The following is a 19,180-nucleotide window of genomic DNA, read 5'->3' on the forward strand; positions in this document are numbered from 1 at the left end:
GCCGAGCGCCTGGAACAGCGCGAACGCGGTGGTGGGGGGGGGGCCCCCCCGCGCCGCCGCCAGCCCGCTCCGTGCTGGCTTAATCCGCCTGCACGCCGGCCGCCTTGATGATGGGCGACCACTTCTCGATTTCCGACTGCAGCCACGTGCGCAGGCCCTCCGGGGTCTGCTTGTCCTCGGGCACGATCTCCGCGCCCAGCTCGGCCAGGCGGGCGGCCACGGCCGGGTCCTTGAGGCCGGCGCGCATCGCCGCGTTGAGCCGGTCGATCACCGCCGGCGGGGTGCCGCGCGGGGCGTAGACGCCGTGCCACACCTTCACCTCGAAGCCCTTGAGCCCGCCCTCGGACAACGTGGGCGTGTTGGGCAGCGCCTTGATGCGCTGGGTGGTGGTCACGCCGTAGAGCTTGACCTTGTCGGCCTTGATATGGGGCAGCGTCTGCGTGGTCTGGTCGCACAGGATGTCGACTTGCCCGCCCAGCAGCGCCGTCAGCGCGGGCGCCGTGCCCTGGTACGGGATCGCGGTCAGGTCCACGCCGATGGCCTTCTGGAACAGCATGCCGCACAGTTGCGACACCGCGCCGAGGCCCGCGTTGGCCAGGTTGAGCTTGCCCTGGTTCTGGCGGATGTAGGCCACCAGCTCCGGCAGGGTCCTGGGCGGCAGGTCGTGGCGGCCCAGCAGGGTCATCGGCACGTCCGCCACCTGGCCGACGAAGCTGAAGTCCGTCAGCGGCTTGTACGGCAGCTTGCTGTACAGCGCCGGCGCGGTGGCCATGCCGTTGTGGTGGATCAGGATGGTGTAGCCGTCCGGCGCGGCCTTGGCCACGTAGGCCGCGGAAACGGTACCGCCGGCGCCGAGCCGGTTCTCGATCACCACGCTCTGGCCGAGGTTCTTCGACATGGCCGCGGCCAGCGTGCGCGCCACCACGTCGGTCGGGCCGCCCGCGGCGAACGGCACCACCATCGTGATCGGCCTGGACGGATAGGCGTCGGCCGCGCGCGCCGCGCACGGCAGCGCCAGCGCCGCCGCCAGCCCGAGCGCGGCCAGCGCCATCGCGCGCCGGGGCGCCGGTCCCGCCATGCCGCCCCCGCTCTTGCCTTTGCCCTCGTCCCTGTCCTCGCTCCCGCCATTGCCGCCGGTCCGCCATTCCTGCCGTTGTGCCTTGCTGTGTGCCATTGCCTGTGTCTCCTATGGTTGATATGTCCGGCCGGCCTGGTACGGGGCGGCGATGCGGCCGGCCTTGCCTGCGTCGGCCCGGGACCGGGCGCGCGGCTTTCTGGTTGTGGCGCCAAGCGTGGCGGCAAAGCGCCACAGCGGCAATACGGATTTCCCGAAGGGTGAGCAAGGCGCGCTGGAAGGAGCGGGGGCGAGGGGTGGGGGTAAAGCGACGGGCGCGCGGCAGGCGGGGCCCCCGGACGCCCCGGCGAAGGTGGTGCCGGCGCCGCCCCGGCGGCGCGGGAAGGCGCCCCGCGCCGCCGCTTCCGGGGGCGCTAAGCCGCTCTTTCGCAAATCCGAATTACGGCGGGAAGGGGCCTCGGGAATAATGGCCGCAAGCTAAATCCGATAACGGGGCATTTTTCATGTTCGCAGAGCAGACGCACGACCAGCCGTATCCCGACATCCGCGAAGCCGTGCGTGCGCTATGCACGGGCTTCGACTCCGCCTACTGGCAGCGCGTGGAAGAGCAGAACGCCTTCCCCGAGGAGTTCGTGCAGGCATTGACCAAGGCCGGCTGGCTGTCGGCGCTGATCCCCGAGGAATACGGCGGCTCCGGCCTGCCGCTGACCGCGGCCTCCGTCATCATGGAGGAAATCAACCGCACCGGCGGCAACTCCGGCGCCTGCCACGGCCAGATGTACGTGATGGGCTGCCTGCTGCGCCACGGCTCGGCCGAGCAGAAGCAGCGCTGGCTGCCCGGCATCGCCTCGGGCGAGCTGCGCATGCAGTCGATGGCCGTGACCGAGCCGACCACCGGCACCGACACCACCAAGCTCAAGACCACGGCCGAGAAGAAGGGCGACCGCTACGTCATCAACGGCCAGAAGGTGTGGATCTCGCGCGTGCAGCACTCCGACCTAATGCTGCTGCTGGCGCGCACCACGCCGCTGGACCAGGTCAAGCGCAAGTCCGAGGGCCTGTCGGTATTCGTGGTGGACCTGCGCGAAGCCATCGGCAAGGGCCTGACCGTGCGCCCGATCCGCAATATGGTCAACCACGAGACCAACGAGCTGTTCTTCGACAACCTGGAAGTGCCGGCCGAGAACCTGATCGGCGAGGAAGGCAAAGGCCTCAAGTACATCCTCGACGGCCTCAACGCCGAGCGCATCCTGATCGCCGCGGAGTGCATCGGCGACGGCTACTGGTTCATCGAGCGCGCCAGCAACTACGCGCGCGACCGCATCGTGTTCGACCGCCCGATCGGCCAGAACCAGGGCGTGCAGTTCCCGATCGCGCGCGCCTACGTCAACGTGGAGGCCGCCAGCCTGATGCGCTACAAGGCCGCCGCGCTGTTCGACGCCGGCAAGGCCTGCGGCAAGGAAGCCAACATCTCCAAGCTGCTGGCCGCCGACGCCTCGTGGGAAGCTGCCAACGTCTGCCTGCAGACGCACGGCGGCTTCGGCTTCGCCGCCGAGTACGACATCGAGCGCAAGTTCCGCGAGACGCGCCTGTACCAGGTGGCGCCGATCTCCACCAACCTGATCCTGTCCTACGTGGCCGAGCACGTGCTCGAGCTGCCGCGTTCGTTCTGAGGATCGCGCCCATGTTCGCTTCGCACCAGGGCATCCGCCCGCTCGACGGCATCCGCGTGGTCTCGCTCGAGCACGCCGTGGCCGCGCCGTTCGCCACGCGCCAGCTCGCCGACCTCGGCGCGCGCGTGATCAAGGTGGAGCGCCCCGGCGTGGGCGACTTCGCGCGCGGCTACGACGAGACCGTCAACGGCCAGGCCTCGCACTTCGTCTGGCTCAACCGCGGCAAGGAAAGCCTCACGCTCGACCTCAAGCACGACGAAGCGCAGGCCGTGCTGCATCGCCTGCTGGCCGACGCCGACGTGCTGGTGCAAAACCTCGCCCCCGGCGCCGCCGCGCGCATGGGGCTGGACTTCGACACCCTGCACCCGCGCTACGGCAAGCTCATCGTCTGCGACATCTCCGGCTACGGCGATGCCGGCCCCTACCGCGACAAGAAAGCCTACGACCTGCTGATCCAGGCCGCCGCCGGCCTGATCGGCATCACCGGCGGCGCCGACGAGCCGTCGCGCGCCGGCGTCTCCATCGCCGACATCGCCGCCGGCATGTACGCCTACACCGGCATCCTGTCCGCGCTGCTGCAGCGCGGGCGCACCGGCACCGGCCTGCGCGTGGAAGTGACCATGCTGGAAGCGCTCACCGAGTGGATGAACTACGCGCTGTACTTCGGCCACTACGGCGGCAAGGCGCCGGCACGCTTCGGCGCCTCGCACCCGGCCATCGCGCCCTACGGCGTGCACCGCACCGGCGACGGCGGCAGCGTCATCTTCGGCCTGCAGAACGAGCGCGAATGGCAGGCCTTCTGCGAGAAGGTGCTGGACCAGCCCGGCCTGCTCGAGGACGAACGCTTCACCTCCAACTCCGGCCGCGTGAAAAACCGCGCCGAACTCACCGCGCTGATCGAAGCCCGCTTCGCGGCGATGACGGTAGCCGAGGTCGAAGCACTGCTCGACGCGGCGCAGATCGCCAACGCGCCGATGAACGACATCGAAGCCGTCTGGAACCATCCGCAGCTTGCCGCGCGCGGGCGGTGGCGGGAAGTGAACAGTCCGGGCGGCGTGATCGGGGCGCTGCTGCCGCCGGCCAATCTCTCCGGCGTCGAGCCGGTGATGGGGGATATACCGGCGCTGGGCGCGCATAGTGCGGCTATTCTTGCTGAATTGGGGTATTCGGAGGGGAGGATTGGGGAGTTGAAGGAAAGGAAGGTGGTTTAGTTTTTTTGGGTTTTGGAGATGCGCTTGTGGCTGTGGGTCTGGCGGCTTGGGTTTTGTGGGTTGGTCATTTGCACTGTTTGGCTTCAAGGTTGGCTTCGGCTTCGAAGTTAATGGCTTTAGAGGCTTTAACTTCAAAGTCAACTTCAAAGTCAAAGGCTTTCGCTCCCCCGGAGCGACCTACTTTCTTTTCCCCGAAAAGAAAGTAGGCAAAGAAAGCGGGCTGCCTGGCCGGCAGGGGCAGAGCCGAACAGGGTTGCTGGTTGTTGGTGGTTTCGTGGTGGGGGTGGTGGTTCTGCTGGGGTTCTGCCGGTACCGGTTTTGGCGGTCACGTTCTCTCGGGTGGTGTTCGATTCGTGGTGGCGCTGCATGATGACGGAGGCCCAGGCTCTTCGGGCTGCTGCCGCGACCGGGGCGGAGGGGATCGTCGTAGGGACGGTGCTGGTTTCGTGGTGGGCGTGGTGGCCCCTGTTCGAGCGCGGTGCCGAACAGTTGAAAAGCAATCCCGGTTCCAGCAACCCAACACACCCGCGCTGGATCCACCACGCCCACCACGAAACCAGTGCCGGTGCTACGCCGTGACCGCCAAAACCGGTAACGGCAGATGCCCGAACCAGCAGTGTGCCGGCCATCATAGGTCTGACCCCGAAACCCATACCGCCAGCCAGATCGTGGCCGCTCGCACCGGTAACGGCAGGATGCCAGCAGAACCACAGGCCCCACCACGAAACCAGAAACACTAGAAACCCCAACGTTTCTGCCCCTGCCGGCCAGGCAGCCCGCTTTCTTTGCCTACTTTCTTTTCGGGGAAAAGAAAGTAGGTCGCTCCGGGGGAGCGAAAGCCTTTGACTTTGACTTTGAAGTTGACTTTGACTTTGACTTTGACTTTGACTTTAAGCCAAAATAACTCTTGACTTTAAAGTAAAAAACTATCCAAAAACGAACAACCCAGAGCAAAAAAATGACCCAACAACCCGACACCCAAACCTACCCAACCCGCCAACTCTGCGACTTCCTCGCCACTCTGAAACTAGAACAAATCCCCCAGGAAGTCATAGAAAAAACCAAAGACCTCTTCCTCGACTGGATCGCCTCCGCCATCGCCGGCAAGGACGCCCCCGCCATCCGCAAACTGCAGGAATTCGCCGCGGCGATGGGCCCGCAGCAAGGCCCCTCCGAAGTCTTCGTCGACCGCCGCCGCACCTCCCCGTATTTCGCCGCGCTGATCAACGGCGCGTCCTCCCACGTGGTGGAGCAGGACGACGTGCACAACGGCTCGGTGCTGCACCCGGCCGCGGTGGTATTCCCGGCGGTGATCGCCGCCGCGCAGGCCGAGGGCAAGAGCGGCGCGGACGTGCTGCTGGCCTCCATCGCCGGCTATGAGGCCGGCATCCGCATCGGCGAGTTCATGGGCCGCTCGCACTACCGCGTATTCCACACCACCGGCACGGTCGGCACGCTGGCGGCGGCGGCGGCGGTGGCCAAACTGTACGGCATGGATGCCGAGGGCATCAACCAGGCGCTCGGCTCGGCCGGCACGCAGGCCGCCGGCTTGTGGGAGTTCCTGCGCGACGCGGCGGACTCCAAGCAGTTGCACACGGCCAAGGCGGCGGCGGACGGCCTGATGTCGGCGTGGATCGCGCGCGCGGGCTTCACCGGCGCGAAGCGCATCCTGGAGGGCGCGCAGGGCATGGCCGCGGGCATGTCGAGCGACGCCAACCCGGCCGCGCTGACCGATGGCCTGGGCACGCGCTGGGCCACGGCCGAGACCTCGTTCAAGTTCTTCGCCTCGTGCCGCCACACGCATCCGGCGGCCGACGCGCTCAAGGCGCTGATGCTGCGCGAGCAGATCCGCGCGGACCAGATCGCCGCCGTGACCGCGCACGTGCACCAGGGCGCGATCGACGTGCTCGGCCCCGTGACCGATCCCAGGACCATCCACCAGGCCAAGTTCTCGATGGGCACCGTGCTCGGCCTGGTGGCGCTGCACGCGCATGCCGGCCTCGGCGAGTTCGAGGACCACGCCTTGCAGGACGCGCAGGTGGCCGCCTTCCGCGACAAGGTGGAGATGGCGCTCGACGACGAGATCAACGCGGCCTATCCGCGCCAGTGGATCGGCCGCGTCACCGTGCGGACCACCGATGGCCGCACGCTCGGCGCGCGCGTGGACGTGCCCAAGGGCGACCCCGGCAACACGCTGTCGCGCCCGGAGCTCGAAGCCAAGGCGATCCAGCTCGGCGCCTTCCGCCACGGCGCCGGCGAGGCGGAGATGCGCGCCATCATCGCGCGCGTGTGGGCGCTGGAAAAGCAGCCGGACGTCAACGGCTGGCTGCCGCTCGCGCGCTGACGCCTCACCTTCCCGGGAAATACCGATGTCCTCAGTCTCCACCGCCGCCACCGCCATCACCTACCTGTTCGTGCCGGGCGACCGGCCCGAACGCTTCGACAAGGCCGCCGCCGCCGCGCCCGACGCGCTGATCCTCGACCTCGAGGACGCCGTGCACCCGGACGCCAAGCCGGCCGCGCGCGGCGCCATCGCCGCGTGGCTGCGCGAGTGCGGCGCGCACGCGCACGCCTACGTGCGCATCAACGACGCCAGCTCGCCCGCCTTCGCCGCCGACATGGACTGGCTGCGCGCGCTGCCGCCGGACACGCCGCTGGCCGGCCTGCTGGTGCCCAAGGCCGAAGACCCGGTCGCGCTCGGCGAGATCGCCCAGGCGCTGGCCCAGGTCAACCCGCAGGGCCGCATGGTGGCCATCATCGAAAGCGCGCGCGGGCTGCACGGCGTCGACGCGGTGGCCGCCGCGCCGGGCGTGTCGCGCCTGGCCTTCGGCTCGCTCGACTTCGCCGTGGACCTGGGCTGCGCGCACACGCGCGAAGCGCTGCTGCTGGCGCGCTCGCGCATCGTGCTGGCCGCGCGCGTGGCCGGCCTGCCGCCGCCCGTGGACGGCGTCACCACCGCGCTCAAGGACGAGGCCGTGCTGGCCGACGACGTGGCCCACGCGCGCGCGCTCGGCTTCGCCGCCAAGCTGTGCATCCACCCGGCCCAGCTCGCCGCGGTGCGCGCCGGGTTCCTGCCCACCGCGCAGCAGCTCGACTGGGCGCGGCGCGTGCTGGCCGCCACCGCCAGCGGCAGCCACGCGGTGCAGGTCGACGGCAAGATGGTCGACCGCCCCGTCATCGAACAAGCCCGGCGCCTGCTCGCGCTCGCCGGCCACCCCGAAACCCAGCAAGCCAATCCGTCATGACCCAGCTCGAACACCTGCGCACCTGGATCGGCCGCAGCGAAAGCCGCACCGAGACCCTTTCCCCCGAACCCGTGATCGGCCTGGCCGCCACGCTCGACCTCGACGCCGACGCGCTCGTGCGCGGCCCGCTGCCGCCGCTGTGGCACTGGCTGTATTTCCTGCCGCGCGCGCCGCAGCGCGAGCTCGGCCGCGACGGCCACCCCGCGCTGGGCGGCTTCATGCCGCCGGTGCCGCTGCCGCGCCGCATGTGGGCCGGCGGCGAGCTCGACTTCAAACGCGCGCTGCGCGTGGGCGACACCGTCACGCGCACCTCCACCGTGCGCAACGTCGAATACAAGACCGGCCGCAGCGGCGAGCTGTGGTTCGTCACCGTGGAGCACGTGCTCACCGTCGGCGGCGAGACCGCGCTGACCGAGCGCCACGACCTGGTCTACCGCGCCATGCCCGAGCCCGGCCAGCCGCTGCCGCCGCGCCCGCGCCTGGCGCACGCGCCAGCGTGGCAGCGCCAGCTCCAGGCCGGCCCGGTCATGCTGTTCCGCTTCTCGGCGCTGACCTTCAACGGCCACCGCATCCACTACGACCACGACTACGTGCGCGACGTGGAAGGCTATCCCGGGCTGGTGGTGCACGGCCCGCTGCAGGCCGTGCTCACGCTCGACCTGCTGGCGCGCGAGATGCCGGCGGCCAAGGTGCGCCGCTTCGGCTTCCGCGGGCTGGCGCCGCTGTTCCACCACGACACCGTGACCGTGGGCGGCGCACCGGACGCCGCCACGCCCGGCAGGATCGCGCTGTGGACCGGCGACGACGCCGGCGGCCAGGCGATGGAAGCCTGGGCCGAGGTGGAGGCCTGACGGGAGGGACGACGCAGGCTGACCGGCGCGGCACACCAATACAACATCGGGATCAGCGGGGAACCACGATAAATGGAGACTTCCTATGCATGCATCCCGAAAGGCCGGGCGGCGCGCCCGCCGCCTCGCCGTCTGCGGCGCCATCGCCGTGCTCTGCGCCGCGTCCGCGCGGGCGCAGCCGCCCTATCCGGCGCGGCCCGTCACGCTGATCGTCCCCTACGCGGCGGGCGGCACCACCGACGTGGTGGCGCGCCAGTTCGCCGTGGCCCTGCAACAGGCGCTCGGCCAGAACGTGATGGTGGAAAACAAGCCCGGCGTCTCGGGCACGATGGGCGCGATGGCCATCAGGCAGGCCCGGCCCGACGGCTACACGCTCGCCGTCATGCCGGTCACGGTATTCCGCCAGCCCTTCATCCAGAAGACCACCTTCGACCCGGCGCGTGACTTCACCTACCTCGCGCGCATCACCGGCTATACCTTCGGCGCGGTGGTGCGCGCCGATTCGCCGTGGCGGGACTGGCATGACTTCCTCGCCGCCGCGCGCGCACGGCCCGGCACGCTCGGCTACGGCTCGCCGGGCCAGTTCTCCTCGCCGCACCTCACCATGATGGAACTGGCCGGCAAGGAAAACCTGGCCGTCAACCACGTACCGTTCAAGGGCGACGCCGACTGCATCAACTCGCTGATGGGCAACCACGTGCAACTGTGCGCCGCGGGCAACTCGGCCGGCACGCTGGTGGACGCCGGCAAGCTGCGCTGGCTCAACCTGTGGACCGCGCAGCGCTCGTCGCGCTGGCCCGGCGTGCCCACGCTGCGCGAGCTCGGCTACGACATCGTCTCCAATTCGCCCTACGGCGTGGCCGGGCCGAAAGACATGGACCCGCACGTGGTGCGCATCCTCGAAGCCGCGCTCAAACGCGCCGCCGAGGACCCGCAGCACCTCGCCGCGCTCAGGCAGCAGGACCAGGACCTGATGTACCTCGACAGCGCGAGCTACACGCGCTACGCCATGCAGCAGATCGCCAGCGAGAAGGCGCTGGTGGAACGGCTTGGCATCAAGGCGGACTGACCTGGCGGTTTGCGGGGGCGCGTGGTGGTGCGTGATATCACCTGCTACGCAGGTTGTCTCCCCTCTCCCGCCTGCGGGAGAGGGGCCGGGGGAGAGGGCCAGGCGCCGCCACGAAGTCACCACCACCGCGAACCGCAACCCGCGCTTCCCCGCCAGATAAAAAACGGCAGCAAAAAAAAAGCGGCCCACCAGAGCCGCTTTCCTCCCAGCAACACAAACTCAGCGCATCCTCACTCCACCTGGATCTTCGCCGTCTTCACCACGCCGCCCCACAAGGCCAGCTCCTTCTGGATACGGTCCGACAGCGGCTTCGGCCCGGTGATGTTGAGGTCGTAGCCGCCCTGCGTCATGCGCTGCTGGAAAGCCGGATCGTCGCCGATCGCCTTCTGCGCCTTGACCAGCTTGTCCACCACCTCGGCGGGCAGCCTGGGCGGGCCCACCAGCGCGTACCAGCCGGTGACGTCGTAGTTCTTCAGGCCGGACTCGATCATGGTCGGCACGTTGGGCAGCGCGGCGTTGCGGGCCTTCGACGTGACCGCCAGCGCGCGCACCTTGCCGCCCTGGATATAGCCGATGGCGGTGCCGGTGATGTCGAACATGAACGTCACCTTGCCGCCGATCACGTCGGCCATCGCCGGCGAGTTGCCCTTGTACGGCACGTGCAGCATCTTCACGCCGCCCATCTCCGCCAGCAGTTCCGCCGACAGGTGGTTGGAGGCGCCCACGCCGGCCGAGCCGAAGCTCACGCCTTCGGGATGCTTGCGCGCGTAGTCCACCAGCTCGCCCACGTCCTTGGCGGGGAATTCCTTGTTGATCAGCAGGACGTTGGTGTAGTCGGTGATCAGGCCGATGTAGCTGAAGTCCTTGGTGGGGTTGAAGTTCACCGACTTCTGGATCAGCGGCGTCATGGTCATGGTCGGGCTGGCCACGAAGTACAGCGTGTAGCCGTCCGGCGTGGACTTCGCGGTCAGGTCCGCGGCGATGGCGCCGCTGGCGCCGGCGCGATTGTCCACCACCACCGGCTGCTTGAGCACGCGGCCGAGGTAGTCGGCGTAGATGCGCGCGGCGGTGTCGACCGGGCCGCCGGGCGCGTAGCCCACCAGCAGCTTGACCGGGCGCGCCGGGTAGGCGTCGGCCCAGGCGGCGCCGTGCGCCGCGGCCAGCAGCAGGCCGGCCATCATCCATCGTTTCATCGTGTCTCCTCCTTCTTGTGTTTGCGCCGGCGCGCGTTCAGGCCGCCGCCGCGTTGCCCTCCACCAGGGCACGCAGCGGCTGCTTGAGCAGCTTGCCGCTGGCGGTGGTGGGAATGGTCTCGATCACGCGCACCTGCGCGGGCCGCTTGTACGGCGCCAGGCTCTCGCGCAGGTAGGCCTGCAGCGCGGGCACGTCGAGCGTGGTGCCGGGCTGGGTTTCGATAAAGGCCACCACTTCCTCGTTGCCGTCGGCGGCCGCGCGGCCCACCACGGCGGACTGGCGCACGCCGGGGAAGGCATTGATGACCGACTCCACCTCGATCGGGTAGACGTTGAAGCCCGAGCGGATGATCAGGTCCTTCGAGCGGCCGACGATGAACAGCGCGCCGTCCGCGTCGAGATAGCCCAGGTCGCCGGTGTTGAGCCAGCCGCCGGGCAGCAGCGCCTCGGCAGTCTGCCCGGCGTTGCGGAAATAACCGCGCATCACGCCGGGCCCGCGCACGCGGATCTGGCCGCGTTCGCCGGGCGGCATCGGCTGGCCCTGCTCGTCGGTGATGGCGATCTCCACGCCTTCGACGATGTAGCCGGCCGAGCAGTCCGCGCGCGGCGCGTCCTTGCGCGTGATGAACAGCGAGCCGGCGTACTCCGTGATGCCGTAGCCGTGGTGCAGCGGCTGGCCGAACCACGCCTCGGTGTCGCGCTTGAGCGTGGGGTCCAGCGGCGCGCCGCCGGTGTACAGGTAGCGCAGGCGCGGGAAGGCCGTGGCACCGGTCTGGCCGGTGCGCGCGGTCATCTCGCGCGCCAGCGCCATGATGCGCGTGAACATGGTCGGCACGCCCTGCAGCATGGTGAGGCCGGGCGAGCGCAGCGCCGCGAACACGTCGGCCGCGTCGAAGCGCGGGCGCATCACCAGGCTGGCGCCGGCATAGAGCGTGGCCATCAGCACCGTGGCGATGCCGAAGATATGCGACAGCGGCAGCGCGCCGTAGGCGATGTCGTCCGGGCCGAGGTCGCGCGAGGTGGCGGAGATGCGCGCGAACACCGTCAGGCCCGCGTGCGGCACCATCACGCCCTTGGGCGCGCCGGTGGTGCCCGAGGTATAGATCAGCGTGGCGATGTCGCGCGCCTCGGCGGCGTCCACGCGCTGCGGCGCGTGCTCCGCGCACAGCACCGTGAAGTTCGGGTCGAGCGCGGCGCAGTCCGACGGCTGCGCGCCGAGGCGGGCCGCGTGCGCGGCGGCCACGTCGGACACGTTGCTGGTGAAGAAGGTCAGCAGCGGCTCCGCATGCGCGCGGATGCCGTCGATCTCGCGCGGCGAGAGCCGCGCGTTGACCTGGATCGGCCACGCATGCAGCGTGCTGCACGCAAACAGCATGACCACCATCTCGGTGCAGTTCTCGCCCACCACCATCACGCGGTCGCCCTGGCCCACGCCGCGCGCGGCCAGCCAGTCGCGCGCGGCGGCGATGCGCTGCCACAGCGCGCCGTAGCTCAGGATCCCGCCGGCCAGGTGCAGGCAGGGTGCGTCGGGCGCGCGCTCGGCCCAGTGCTTGGGGATGTCGTGGATGAACTCAGGGCGGAAGGAAGGCATGATGCGGGCGATGTAATGCGGATGACGCTGACAGGAGGAAGCCGGCGCCGCGAAGCGCCGGCCACGGGCAAAGCTACTGGTCCAGGTGGATGCCGGCCGACTTGATCAGCCCGTCCCACTTCTGGTACTGGCTGCGCATGTAGGCGCCGAACTGCGCCGGCGTGGACGGGAACGGCACCGTGCCCTGCGCCGCCAGCCGCGCGGCCAGCTCGGGCTGCGCCAGCGCGGCCACGATCTCGGCATTGAGGCGGTCGACCACCGCCGGCGGCGTGTTGGCCGGCGCGGCCACGCCGAACCACGCGGTCAGCTCGTAGCCGGGCACGCCCGCGGCGGCCAGCGTGGGCACGCCGGGCAACTGGTCCGACGCCTTCGCGGTGGTCACGCCGAGCGCGCGCACGCGGCCGTCGCGCACATAGGGCAGCGCCGTGGAAATGCTGTCGAACATCATGGTCAGGCGCCCGCCGATCAGGTCGGTCATGGCCGGCGCGCTGCCCTTGTACGGCACGTGGTCGATGCGCACGCCCGCCATGTGGGTAAACAACTCGCCCGCCAGGTGCGAGGACGAGCCGTTGCCGAACGAGCCGTAGCTCAGCTTGCCGGGCTCGCGCTTGGCCAGCGCGATCAGTTCGGCCACGTTGCGCGCGGGCACCGACGGGTGCACCACCAGCACGTTGGGCAGGTAGGCCACCGACGCCACCGGCGCGAAATCCTTGAGCGGGTCGTAGCCCGGCCTGTCGTACAGGCTCTTGTTGACGGCCAGCGAGCCGAAGGTGCCGAAGAACAGCGTGTAGCCATCGGCCGGCGCGCGCGCCACCGACACCGCGGCGATATTGCCGCCCGCGCCGGGCCGGTTCTCGATCACCACCGGCTGCCCCAGCCGCACCGACAGCGCATGGCTGATCTCGCGCGCCAGCAGGTCGGTGGCGCCGCCCGGCGGAAAGGGCACGACCAGCCGCACCGGCTTGTCGGGATAAGCCGCGAACGCGCTCGCGGCGGCCAGCAGTCCGCCGCATAGCGCGAGCAGCCTGGTGCATCGTTGGGTCCAGCGTGACATGCGCCTGTCTCCTCGGCGTGATTTCTGTTTTGTGCTGCGATGGCACGGCGCCAGTTTGGGCCAGCCGCCGCGGGCACGCCATTTGGATTTGGCTAAGGCCGCCTTCAGGCTGGCGTGAATGGCATGCTCCGCCATCCGCGCACTGGGGGAAACCCTTGTCAGGAATGCGGGGACAACAGCCGCACAACGCTTTGTGCCTGCCGAAGTGCGGCTTTGCCATTGCGGAAACTCCGAACCACGCGCCGCACATAGAATCGTCTCACCGTATCGTGGAGGCAGCCGCGTTGCGCCGGCATGCCGCCGCCGCGACGCGGCCAGCCTTCCCAACCGAGGGGACAAGCAGATGGATTTGCGTTTCAACGCCGCGGAGCAGTCGTTCCGCGAAGAGGTTCGGACCTTCGTGCAGGCCAGCCTGCCGGCGGACATCCGCGACAAGGTACTGGCCCACCAGCGCGTGGAGAAGGACGACTACGTGCGCTGGCACCGCGTGCTGCACGCGCACGGCTGGGGCGCGCCGACATGGCCGAAGCAATGGGGCGGCACCGGCTGGACGCCGCTGCAGCGCCTGATCTTCGAGATCGAGACCTTCCGCGCCGGCGCGCCGCGCCTGCTGCCGTTCGGCCTGACCATGATCGGCCCGGTGCTGATGAAGTACGCCAGCCCCGAGCACCAGGAACGCTTCCTGCCGCGCATCCCCACGGTGGAAGATTTCTGGTGCCAGGGCTATTCGGAACCGGGCTCCGGCTCGGACCTGGCCTCGCTCAAGACGCGCGCGGTGCGCCACGGCGACCGCTACATCGTCAATGGCCAGAAGACCTGGACCACGATGGCGCATTTCGCCGACTGGATCTTCTGCCTGGTGCGCACCGACACCGAGGCCAAGGCGCAGGAAGGCATCTCCATGCTGCTGATCGACATGAAGACGCCGGGCGTGACGGTGCGCCCGATCGTCACGCTCGACGGCGGCCACGACGTCAACGAAGTGTGGTTCGAGGACGTGGAAGTGCCGGCGGCCAACCTGCTCGGCGAAGAGAACCGCGGCTGGACCTACGCCAAGTACCTGCTCGGCCACGAGCGCACCGGCATCGCCGGCATCGGCCACTGCAACCGCGAACTGCGCCAGCTCAAGCACTACGCCGCGCAGGCCACCGACGGCGCCGGCCGCCCGCTGATCGACGACGTGCGCATGCGCGACAAGATCGCGCGCATCGAGATGGACATCATGGCGCTGGAAATGCTGCTGCTGCGCGTGGCCACGCAGTCCGCCGGCCAGCCCGGCCCCGAAGCCTCCATCGTCAAGATCCGCGGCTCCGAGATCCAGCAGGACCTGGCCATGCTGCAGATGGAAGTGGCCGGCCCCGGCGCCTGGCCGTATTCGCCGCGCTGGCTCGAGGCCGGCGAGACGCCGGCGGACCTGCCGACGCACGCGCCGGCCTGGGCCGCGCCCGCGGCCTCCACCTACTTCGACATGCGCAAGACCTCCATCTACGGCGGCGCCACCGAAGTGCAGAAGAACATCATCTCCAAGATGATCCTGGGTTTCTGAACGCCGGGACGGAAGGAACAAGCACAGTCATGGACTTCAACTACAGCGAAGAACAGCAGATGCTGGCCGACAGCCTGCGCCGCTTCATCGACACCGAATACACCTTCGCCCGGCGCCGCGCCAGCGCGCGCGGCGGCAACAGCCTCGACCGCGCCGCGTGGGCCCAGCTCGCCGAGATGGGCGTGCTCGGCCTGACCGTGCCCGCCGAATACGGCGGCTTCGGCGAAAGCGCCGCCAGCCAGCTGGTGGTGCAGCGCGAACTCGGCCGCGGCCTCGTGCTCGAGCCGGTCACGCCCGCCGCGGTCATCTCCACCGCCGTGCTGAGCGCCTACGGCAGCGCGGCGCAGAAAGAAGCATGGCTGCCCGCCATCGCCGGCGGCGAGCGCATCGTCACCCTCGCCTACCTCGAGCCCACCACGCGCTACCGCGCCGAAAGCGCGCGCGCGGCGGCCGAGCGCAAGGGCGACGGCTACCAGCTCAACGGCACCAAGACCCTCGCCTGGCATGGCGAAGCCGCCGACGCCTTCCTGGTCAGCGCGCGCCTCGCCGGCAGCAACGAACTGTCGCTGTTCCTGGTGCCCGGGGACACGCCCGGCCTGAGCGTGCACGGCTATCCCACGATGGACGGCCTGCGCGCCGCCGACATCACGCTGCACAACGCCACGGTCGGCGCCGCCGCGCTGGTCGGCAGCGAAGGCAACGGCCTGGCCGCGCTCACGCACGGCATCGACCACGGCATCGCCGCGCTGTGCGCCGAAGCCGCCGGCGCAATGGAACGGCTGATCGAGATCACCGGCGAATACCTGCGCACGCGCCAGCAGTTCGGCAAGCCGCTGGCCGCGTTCCAGGCGCTGCAGCACCGCATGGCCGACATGCTGGTGCAGAAGGAACTGGCGCTGTCGATGGCCTACGTCGCCGCCCAGGCGCTGGACGAAACCGACCCCGCGCAGCGCCGCCGCATGCTCAGCGGCGCCAAGGTGGTGGTCGCCAGGGCCGGCCGCTTCGTCGGCCAGCAGGCGGTGCAGCTACACGGCGGGATGGGGATGACGGACGAACTCGAGGTGGGGGACTACTTCAAGCGGCTGACGATGATCGACCCGCTGCTGGGAGATAGCGATTTTCATGTGCAGCGGTATGGGGAGGTGATGGTGGGGTAGGGGTCGTCTCAAGACGATCCTGGCATCGTCGCGCGGCCCGGCAGGCGCCACTTGCACTTGATGACACAATCGGCCGACACGTCGGCATGCAGCCCATTCGCAACCAGCAGGACGTTGGTATCGATGACAGCCTTCATTCTGCCCTGTCCTTCTGGTCCAACTCACGCCTGCGCTGCATCGCTGCCAGGGTGCGGCCCGCGATGTCGGCCATCTCGTCGCCGAAGAAGTGCTCCGGCCAGTTCTCGATTTCGCCGAACATGTTCAACTGCAGCGGCTCCAGTTCGGTGGCGGCGCCGGCACGACGGCAGAAGTACACCGCCACGTCCTCGGGTGCAACGGCGCCCTCGGCCACGCGGCGCTGCAGGCGGTTGAGGAAATGCTCGGAGTGGCTTTCCACGATCAGTTGAACATGACGCGCCCTGCCGTTTTCACGCGCCTGCGTCGCCGAAATGAATACGTCCGCCAGTTCGGCCTGCACCTGCGGGTGCAGATGAATCTCGGGCTGCTCCATCCACACCGTGGAGTTCGGCGGGCAATAGAAAGCCTGCACCAAAGCCGGAAGCACCTGCGACACGCCGAACCCGACATCGGTGATCTTGACCTCCGGCGCCTTGGCATGCGTCCTGACCAGGACTTCGTATTCCTTGCGCCCTTCTGCCACGGGCTTGACGGAAAAATCATGTATCACGCCCAGGTCTTTCAGCCAGGCGGCAATGAACGTGGCAAATCCCTGCTTGGCCCGCTTCGGGCCACGATTGAGCATGCGCCCTTCGCTCTGTGCCGCCAGGATTGCCGCGATGGCGTACTCGCCCATCTGCCCCACGCTCGAAGGCGTATCTCCCGACCACTGATAGATCCGCTGGGGATGATTGCGCAGAGGCCCCAGATAGGACAGGCTATCCAGCATGGCCTCGGTGGCCAGCGCGAAGTCCGCCAGGAAGCCCGCGTTCTTGAAGCGCGCATTGCTGACGTCCGACAGGCGATAGAACTTCTCCGGCTCCTCGAGAGGCCATTTGCGGCCGTCGGCCATCTTGAACCCGTAGCGCTGCGATGACAGCGTGAATTTCCGCTTGTCATCTCGCCGCAGCGACACATCGAGAACGTCTTCCGCATCCGAGCCCAGTACATAACTCAGTGCCTGCACCTCGGGCTGGGCGGACTTGCCGGCAACCAGTTCCACCGCCAGCCGCATATGGTCGCCCTGGTAACGCACCGCGGCTTGCAGTGGATCGCGCACCTCCAGCGCCCTGGGCAAAGACCAGCCGATCTCGAACTCCAGTGACTGCGTCAAGTCATGGCCGTGCAGGCAGTCTGCGAAGGTGCCCAGATCGATGAGTGAGGAGGTATCTCCCAGATGCAGAGCCCGTTTTCGATCTGTCGAGCGCGCCGTTTGCTGCAGAGCCAGCAACAAGTGCCCGAGGCTGCTTTTACCCGCGCTGTTGGCGCCGAAAATCACCGTCAATGGCGCCAGACGAATCGGACCCGTGTCTTTCCAGGCTTTGAAGTTCTTGATATGAAGATGGTTCAGCATCGGCGGATGTTCCCTTCTCAAATTCCGCTAACGAATGACCTCTCGCCGCTCACCGACGCATCGGCAACCAAGCGGAAGGCCTTCATCGAAACCGAGGATACGTGTTGGATCCACAGCGCCACCCCGTCGATCAGGAGATGGCAAAGTGGTAGTCGACGATGTACTGGAAAGGTGATGCGGCATTGGGATGTTTCTCTTCCTGCTTCCTTTATGCCGCAGCCTGTTGACGATCATTGCCGCCAATAATACATCCAATCACATCCGATACTTCCGCCGGCACGCTGCCGGGAACGCAGCGTGGCAGGACATGACGGATTCCCTGGAACAATCCATCTTCGCGATTGCCTGCCGTGGCTGGCCCGATACCGCACGGTGGCCAGTCCACGATATGCCTGTTCCAACGGATTCCCCATCGGGCGCGCCGGCCAACAGCTCAAATCACCAACTCAATCAAGAACGGCCCCGCCTTCGCATTGGCCGCCGCGAACAGCGCCGCAAACCCCTCCATATCCACCGCGCGCGCGCCTTCCACCCCCATGCCGTTGGCCAGCTTCACCCAGTCGAGATCGGGGTTGCCGATGTCGAGCATGTCGAGCGCGGTCTTGCCGGGATTGGCGCCGACGCCGGCGAGTTCGCCGAGCAGGATCGCGTATTTGCGGTTGGCCAGCACCACCACGGTCACGTCGAGCTTTTCGCGTGCCATCGTCCACAGCGATTGCAGCGTGTACATGCCGGAGCCGTCGGCCTGCAGCGCGACCACGCGGCGGCCGGGCGCGGCGACGGCGGCGCCGGTGGCCAGCGGCAGGCCGTCGCCGATGGCGCCGCCGGTGAGCTGCAGCCAGTCGTGCGGCGCGGCGTGCACGGTGCCGGGATAGAAGGCGCGGCCGAAGCTCACGCTTTCTTCCACCACGATGGCCTGCTCGGGCAGCAGCGCGGTCAGCGTCTGCGCCACGGCTTCGGAGGTCACGGCGCCCTTGGCGATTTCGTGCGACGCAGCGGAGGCCGGCAGCGCGACGGCGGGCGCGCCGAGTTCGTCGGCCAGGCGCGCGAGCGCTTCGGCGAGGTCCTGCTCGGGGCGGGCGAGCACGAGCACGTCGGCGTCTTCCGGGTACGGGCGCGGCGACTTGCCGGGATAGGCGAAGAAGGTCACGGGCGGCGGCGCGCCGACCAGGATGACGTTGCGGATGCCGGCCAGCTTGGCGCGCGCCACGTCGCCGGAGTACGGCACGCGGTCGACGTTGAAGCGGCCGCGGCCGCGCGACACGCGCGCGTTGGACATCGGCGTGATCAGGCGCGCGTCGGTGGCGGCGGCGATGCGGTGTGCGTCGGCCAGCGGCGCTTCGCGCAGCGCGGCGCCGGCCAGCACGATCAGCGTGGGCTGGCCGGAGCGCAGCACGCGCGCGGCCTGCTGCACGGCGTCGGGCGAGACCTTGGGCACCGGCAGCGGCGGCAGCGGCGCGGCGACCTTGCCGCCGGCGTCCCAGCACACGTCGGAGGGCAGGATCAGGCTGGCCACGCCGCCCGGCGCGCCGAGCGCGGCCTGTACCGCGGCGGCGGCATCGGCGCCGACCGAGGCGGCGTGCGTGGCGGTGCGGGTCCAGACCGAGACCGGGCGTGCCCAGCCTTCGGTGTCGGTGGTCAGCGGCGCGTCGAACGGGCGGTGGTAGGTGGCCTGGTCGCCGACGATGTTGACCACCGGCGTCTGCGCGCGGCGCGCGTTGTGCAGGTTGGCCAGGCCGTTGGCCAGGCCCGGGCCGCAGTGCAGCAGCGTGGCCGCGGGCTTGTCGGCCATGCGCGCGTAGCCGTCGGCCGCGCCTGTCACCACGCCTTCGAACAGGCCGAGCACGCAGCGCATGCCGGGGATGCGGTCGAGCGCGGCCACGAAGTGCATTTCGCTGGTGCCGGGATTGGCAAAACAAGTATCCACGCCGCACGCCAGCAGCGTCTTGACCAGGCTTTCGGCGCCGTTCAGTTCGCCCTGCCC

16 protein-coding genes are annotated in these 19,180 nt (G+C 69.0%); 9 read left to right on the forward strand and 7 right to left on the reverse strand.

The window, feature by feature from the left end:
• Positions 1 to 79 precede the first annotated feature (79 nt).
• Complete coding sequence (locus AC3WXD_RS20770) at positions 80 to 1,078, reverse strand: tripartite tricarboxylate transporter substrate-binding protein (protein WP_029044358.1); 999 nt, start codon at positions 1,076 to 1,078, stop codon at positions 80 to 82.
• A gap of 500 nt (positions 1,079 to 1,578) precedes the next feature.
• Between AC3WXD_RS20770 and AC3WXD_RS20775 the strand changes: the two genes are divergently transcribed.
• The 7 genes from AC3WXD_RS20775 (at position 1,579) to AC3WXD_RS20805 (ending at position 9,124) form a co-directional block, all read left to right on the forward strand.
• Positions 1,579 to 2,748, forward strand: a complete 1,170-nt coding sequence (locus AC3WXD_RS20775; protein ID WP_020206536.1) for an acyl-CoA dehydrogenase family protein — start codon at positions 1,579 to 1,581, stop codon at positions 2,746 to 2,748.
• 11 nt (positions 2,749 to 2,759) lie between these two features.
• Positions 2,760 to 3,959 (forward strand): CaiB/BaiF CoA transferase family protein, encoded by a 1,200-nt coding sequence (locus AC3WXD_RS20780; RefSeq protein WP_492324594.1) that lies wholly within the window; start codon positions 2,760 to 2,762, stop codon positions 3,957 to 3,959.
• Positions 3,960 to 4,005: 46 nt separating this feature from the next.
• Positions 4,006 to 4,329: a hypothetical protein gene (locus AC3WXD_RS20785; RefSeq protein ID WP_492324595.1), complete on the forward strand. Its 324-nt coding sequence runs from the start codon at positions 4,006 to 4,008 to the stop codon at positions 4,327 to 4,329.
• A 588-nt stretch (positions 4,330 to 4,917) separates the two neighbouring features.
• Positions 4,918 to 6,303: an MmgE/PrpD family protein gene (locus AC3WXD_RS20790; RefSeq protein WP_020202250.1), complete on the forward strand. Its 1,386-nt coding sequence runs from the start codon at positions 4,918 to 4,920 to the stop codon at positions 6,301 to 6,303.
• Between the two features lie 25 nt (positions 6,304 to 6,328).
• Positions 6,329 to 7,204, forward strand: a complete 876-nt coding sequence (locus tag AC3WXD_RS20795; RefSeq protein ID WP_492324596.1) for an HpcH/HpaI aldolase/citrate lyase family protein — start codon at positions 6,329 to 6,331, stop codon at positions 7,202 to 7,204.
• Positions 7,201 to 8,055 (forward strand): HTD2 family dehydratase, encoded by an 855-nt coding sequence (locus tag AC3WXD_RS20800; protein ID WP_492324597.1) that lies wholly within the window; start codon positions 7,201 to 7,203, stop codon positions 8,053 to 8,055. Before AC3WXD_RS20795 ends, AC3WXD_RS20800 begins: the two co-directional genes overlap by 4 nt.
• 85 nt (positions 8,056 to 8,140) lie before the next feature.
• Positions 8,141 to 9,124 carry a tripartite tricarboxylate transporter substrate binding protein gene (locus AC3WXD_RS20805; protein WP_492324598.1) on the forward strand — a complete coding sequence of 328 codons (984 nt, stop codon included), beginning with the start codon at positions 8,141 to 8,143 and terminating at the stop codon, positions 9,122 to 9,124.
• 230 nt (positions 9,125 to 9,354) lie between these two features.
• On the opposite strand, the gene AC3WXD_RS20810 is transcribed toward AC3WXD_RS20805, so the two are convergent.
• From AC3WXD_RS20810 to AC3WXD_RS20820, 3 genes are all read right to left on the reverse strand, one after another.
• A complete protein-coding gene (locus AC3WXD_RS20810; RefSeq protein ID WP_454733881.1) occupies positions 9,355 to 10,317 on the reverse strand; it encodes a Bug family tripartite tricarboxylate transporter substrate binding protein in 963 nt (320 codons plus the stop codon).
• A gap of 37 nt (positions 10,318 to 10,354) precedes the next feature.
• Complete coding sequence (locus AC3WXD_RS20815) at positions 10,355 to 11,908, reverse strand: class I adenylate-forming enzyme family protein (RefSeq protein ID WP_492324599.1); 1,554 nt, start codon at positions 11,906 to 11,908, stop codon at positions 10,355 to 10,357.
• Between the two features lie 73 nt (positions 11,909 to 11,981).
• Entirely contained in the window at positions 11,982 to 12,962 is a 981-nt protein-coding gene (locus AC3WXD_RS20820; protein ID WP_492324600.1) for a tripartite tricarboxylate transporter substrate binding protein, read from the reverse strand.
• Positions 12,963 to 13,305: 343 nt separating this feature from the next.
• Between AC3WXD_RS20820 and AC3WXD_RS20825 the strand changes: the two genes are divergently transcribed.
• Together AC3WXD_RS20825 and AC3WXD_RS20830 are read left to right on the forward strand one after the other, a co-directional pair.
• On the forward strand, positions 13,306 to 14,508 hold the full coding sequence (locus tag AC3WXD_RS20825) for an acyl-CoA dehydrogenase family protein (protein WP_020202243.1): 1,203 nt from the start codon (positions 13,306 to 13,308) through the stop codon (positions 14,506 to 14,508).
• A gap of 29 nt (positions 14,509 to 14,537) precedes the next feature.
• Positions 14,538 to 15,665, forward strand: a complete 1,128-nt coding sequence (locus AC3WXD_RS20830; RefSeq protein ID WP_492324601.1) for an acyl-CoA dehydrogenase family protein — start codon at positions 14,538 to 14,540, stop codon at positions 15,663 to 15,665.
• Positions 15,666 to 15,673: 8 nt separating this feature from the next.
• Here AC3WXD_RS20830 and AC3WXD_RS20835 read toward each other — a convergent pair whose 3' ends face one another.
• The 3 genes from AC3WXD_RS20835 to AC3WXD_RS20845 all read right to left on the reverse strand — a co-directional run bounded on the left by AC3WXD_RS20835 (position 15,674) and on the right by AC3WXD_RS20845 (position 19,168).
• Entirely contained in the window at positions 15,674 to 15,802 is a 129-nt protein-coding gene (locus tag AC3WXD_RS20835; protein WP_492324602.1) for a hypothetical protein, read from the reverse strand.
• Entirely contained in the window at positions 15,799 to 17,196 is a 1,398-nt protein-coding gene (locus AC3WXD_RS20840) for an AAA family ATPase (RefSeq protein WP_492324603.1), read from the reverse strand. The genes AC3WXD_RS20835 and AC3WXD_RS20840 overlap by 4 nt, the downstream gene beginning before the upstream one ends.
• 433 nt (positions 17,197 to 17,629) lie before the next feature.
• Complete coding sequence (locus tag AC3WXD_RS20845; protein WP_492324668.1) at positions 17,630 to 19,168, reverse strand: acetolactate synthase large subunit; 1,539 nt, start codon at positions 19,166 to 19,168, stop codon at positions 17,630 to 17,632.
• Positions 19,169 to 19,180 lie beyond the last annotated feature (12 nt).

Source organism: Cupriavidus sp. FW216-B1 (assembly GCF_058789195.1).

Coding starts and splice junctions, on each gene's coding strand:
- AC3WXD_RS20770 (WP_029044358.1), bottom strand. CDS start 1,078: ATGGCGGGACCGGCGCCCCGGCGCGCGATGGCGCTGGCCGCGCTCGGG.
- AC3WXD_RS20810 (WP_454733881.1), bottom strand. CDS start 10,317: ATGAAACGATGGATGATGGCCGGCCTGCTGCTGGCCGCGGCGCACGGC.
- AC3WXD_RS20835 (WP_492324602.1), bottom strand. CDS start 15,802: ATGAAGGCTGTCATCGATACCAACGTCCTGCTGGTTGCGAATGGGCTG.
- AC3WXD_RS20820 (WP_492324600.1), bottom strand. CDS start 12,962: ATGTCACGCTGGACCCAACGATGCACCAGGCTGCTCGCGCTATGCGGC.
- AC3WXD_RS20805 (WP_492324598.1), top strand. CDS start 8,141: ATGCATGCATCCCGAAAGGCCGGGCGGCGCGCCCGCCGCCTCGCCGTC.
- AC3WXD_RS20815 (WP_492324599.1), bottom strand. CDS start 11,908: ATGCCTTCCTTCCGCCCTGAGTTCATCCACGACATCCCCAAGCACTGG.
- AC3WXD_RS20800 (WP_492324597.1), top strand. CDS start 7,201: ATGACCCAGCTCGAACACCTGCGCACCTGGATCGGCCGCAGCGAAAGC.
- AC3WXD_RS20825 (WP_020202243.1), top strand. CDS start 13,306: ATGGATTTGCGTTTCAACGCCGCGGAGCAGTCGTTCCGCGAAGAGGTT.
- AC3WXD_RS20795 (WP_492324596.1), top strand. CDS start 6,329: ATGTCCTCAGTCTCCACCGCCGCCACCGCCATCACCTACCTGTTCGTG.
- AC3WXD_RS20790 (WP_020202250.1), top strand. CDS start 4,918: ATGACCCAACAACCCGACACCCAAACCTACCCAACCCGCCAACTCTGC.
- AC3WXD_RS20830 (WP_492324601.1), top strand. CDS start 14,538: ATGGACTTCAACTACAGCGAAGAACAGCAGATGCTGGCCGACAGCCTG.
- AC3WXD_RS20780 (WP_492324594.1), top strand. CDS start 2,760: ATGTTCGCTTCGCACCAGGGCATCCGCCCGCTCGACGGCATCCGCGTG.
- AC3WXD_RS20775 (WP_020206536.1), top strand. CDS start 1,579: ATGTTCGCAGAGCAGACGCACGACCAGCCGTATCCCGACATCCGCGAA.
- AC3WXD_RS20840 (WP_492324603.1), bottom strand. CDS start 17,196: ATGCTGAACCATCTTCATATCAAGAACTTCAAAGCCTGGAAAGACACG.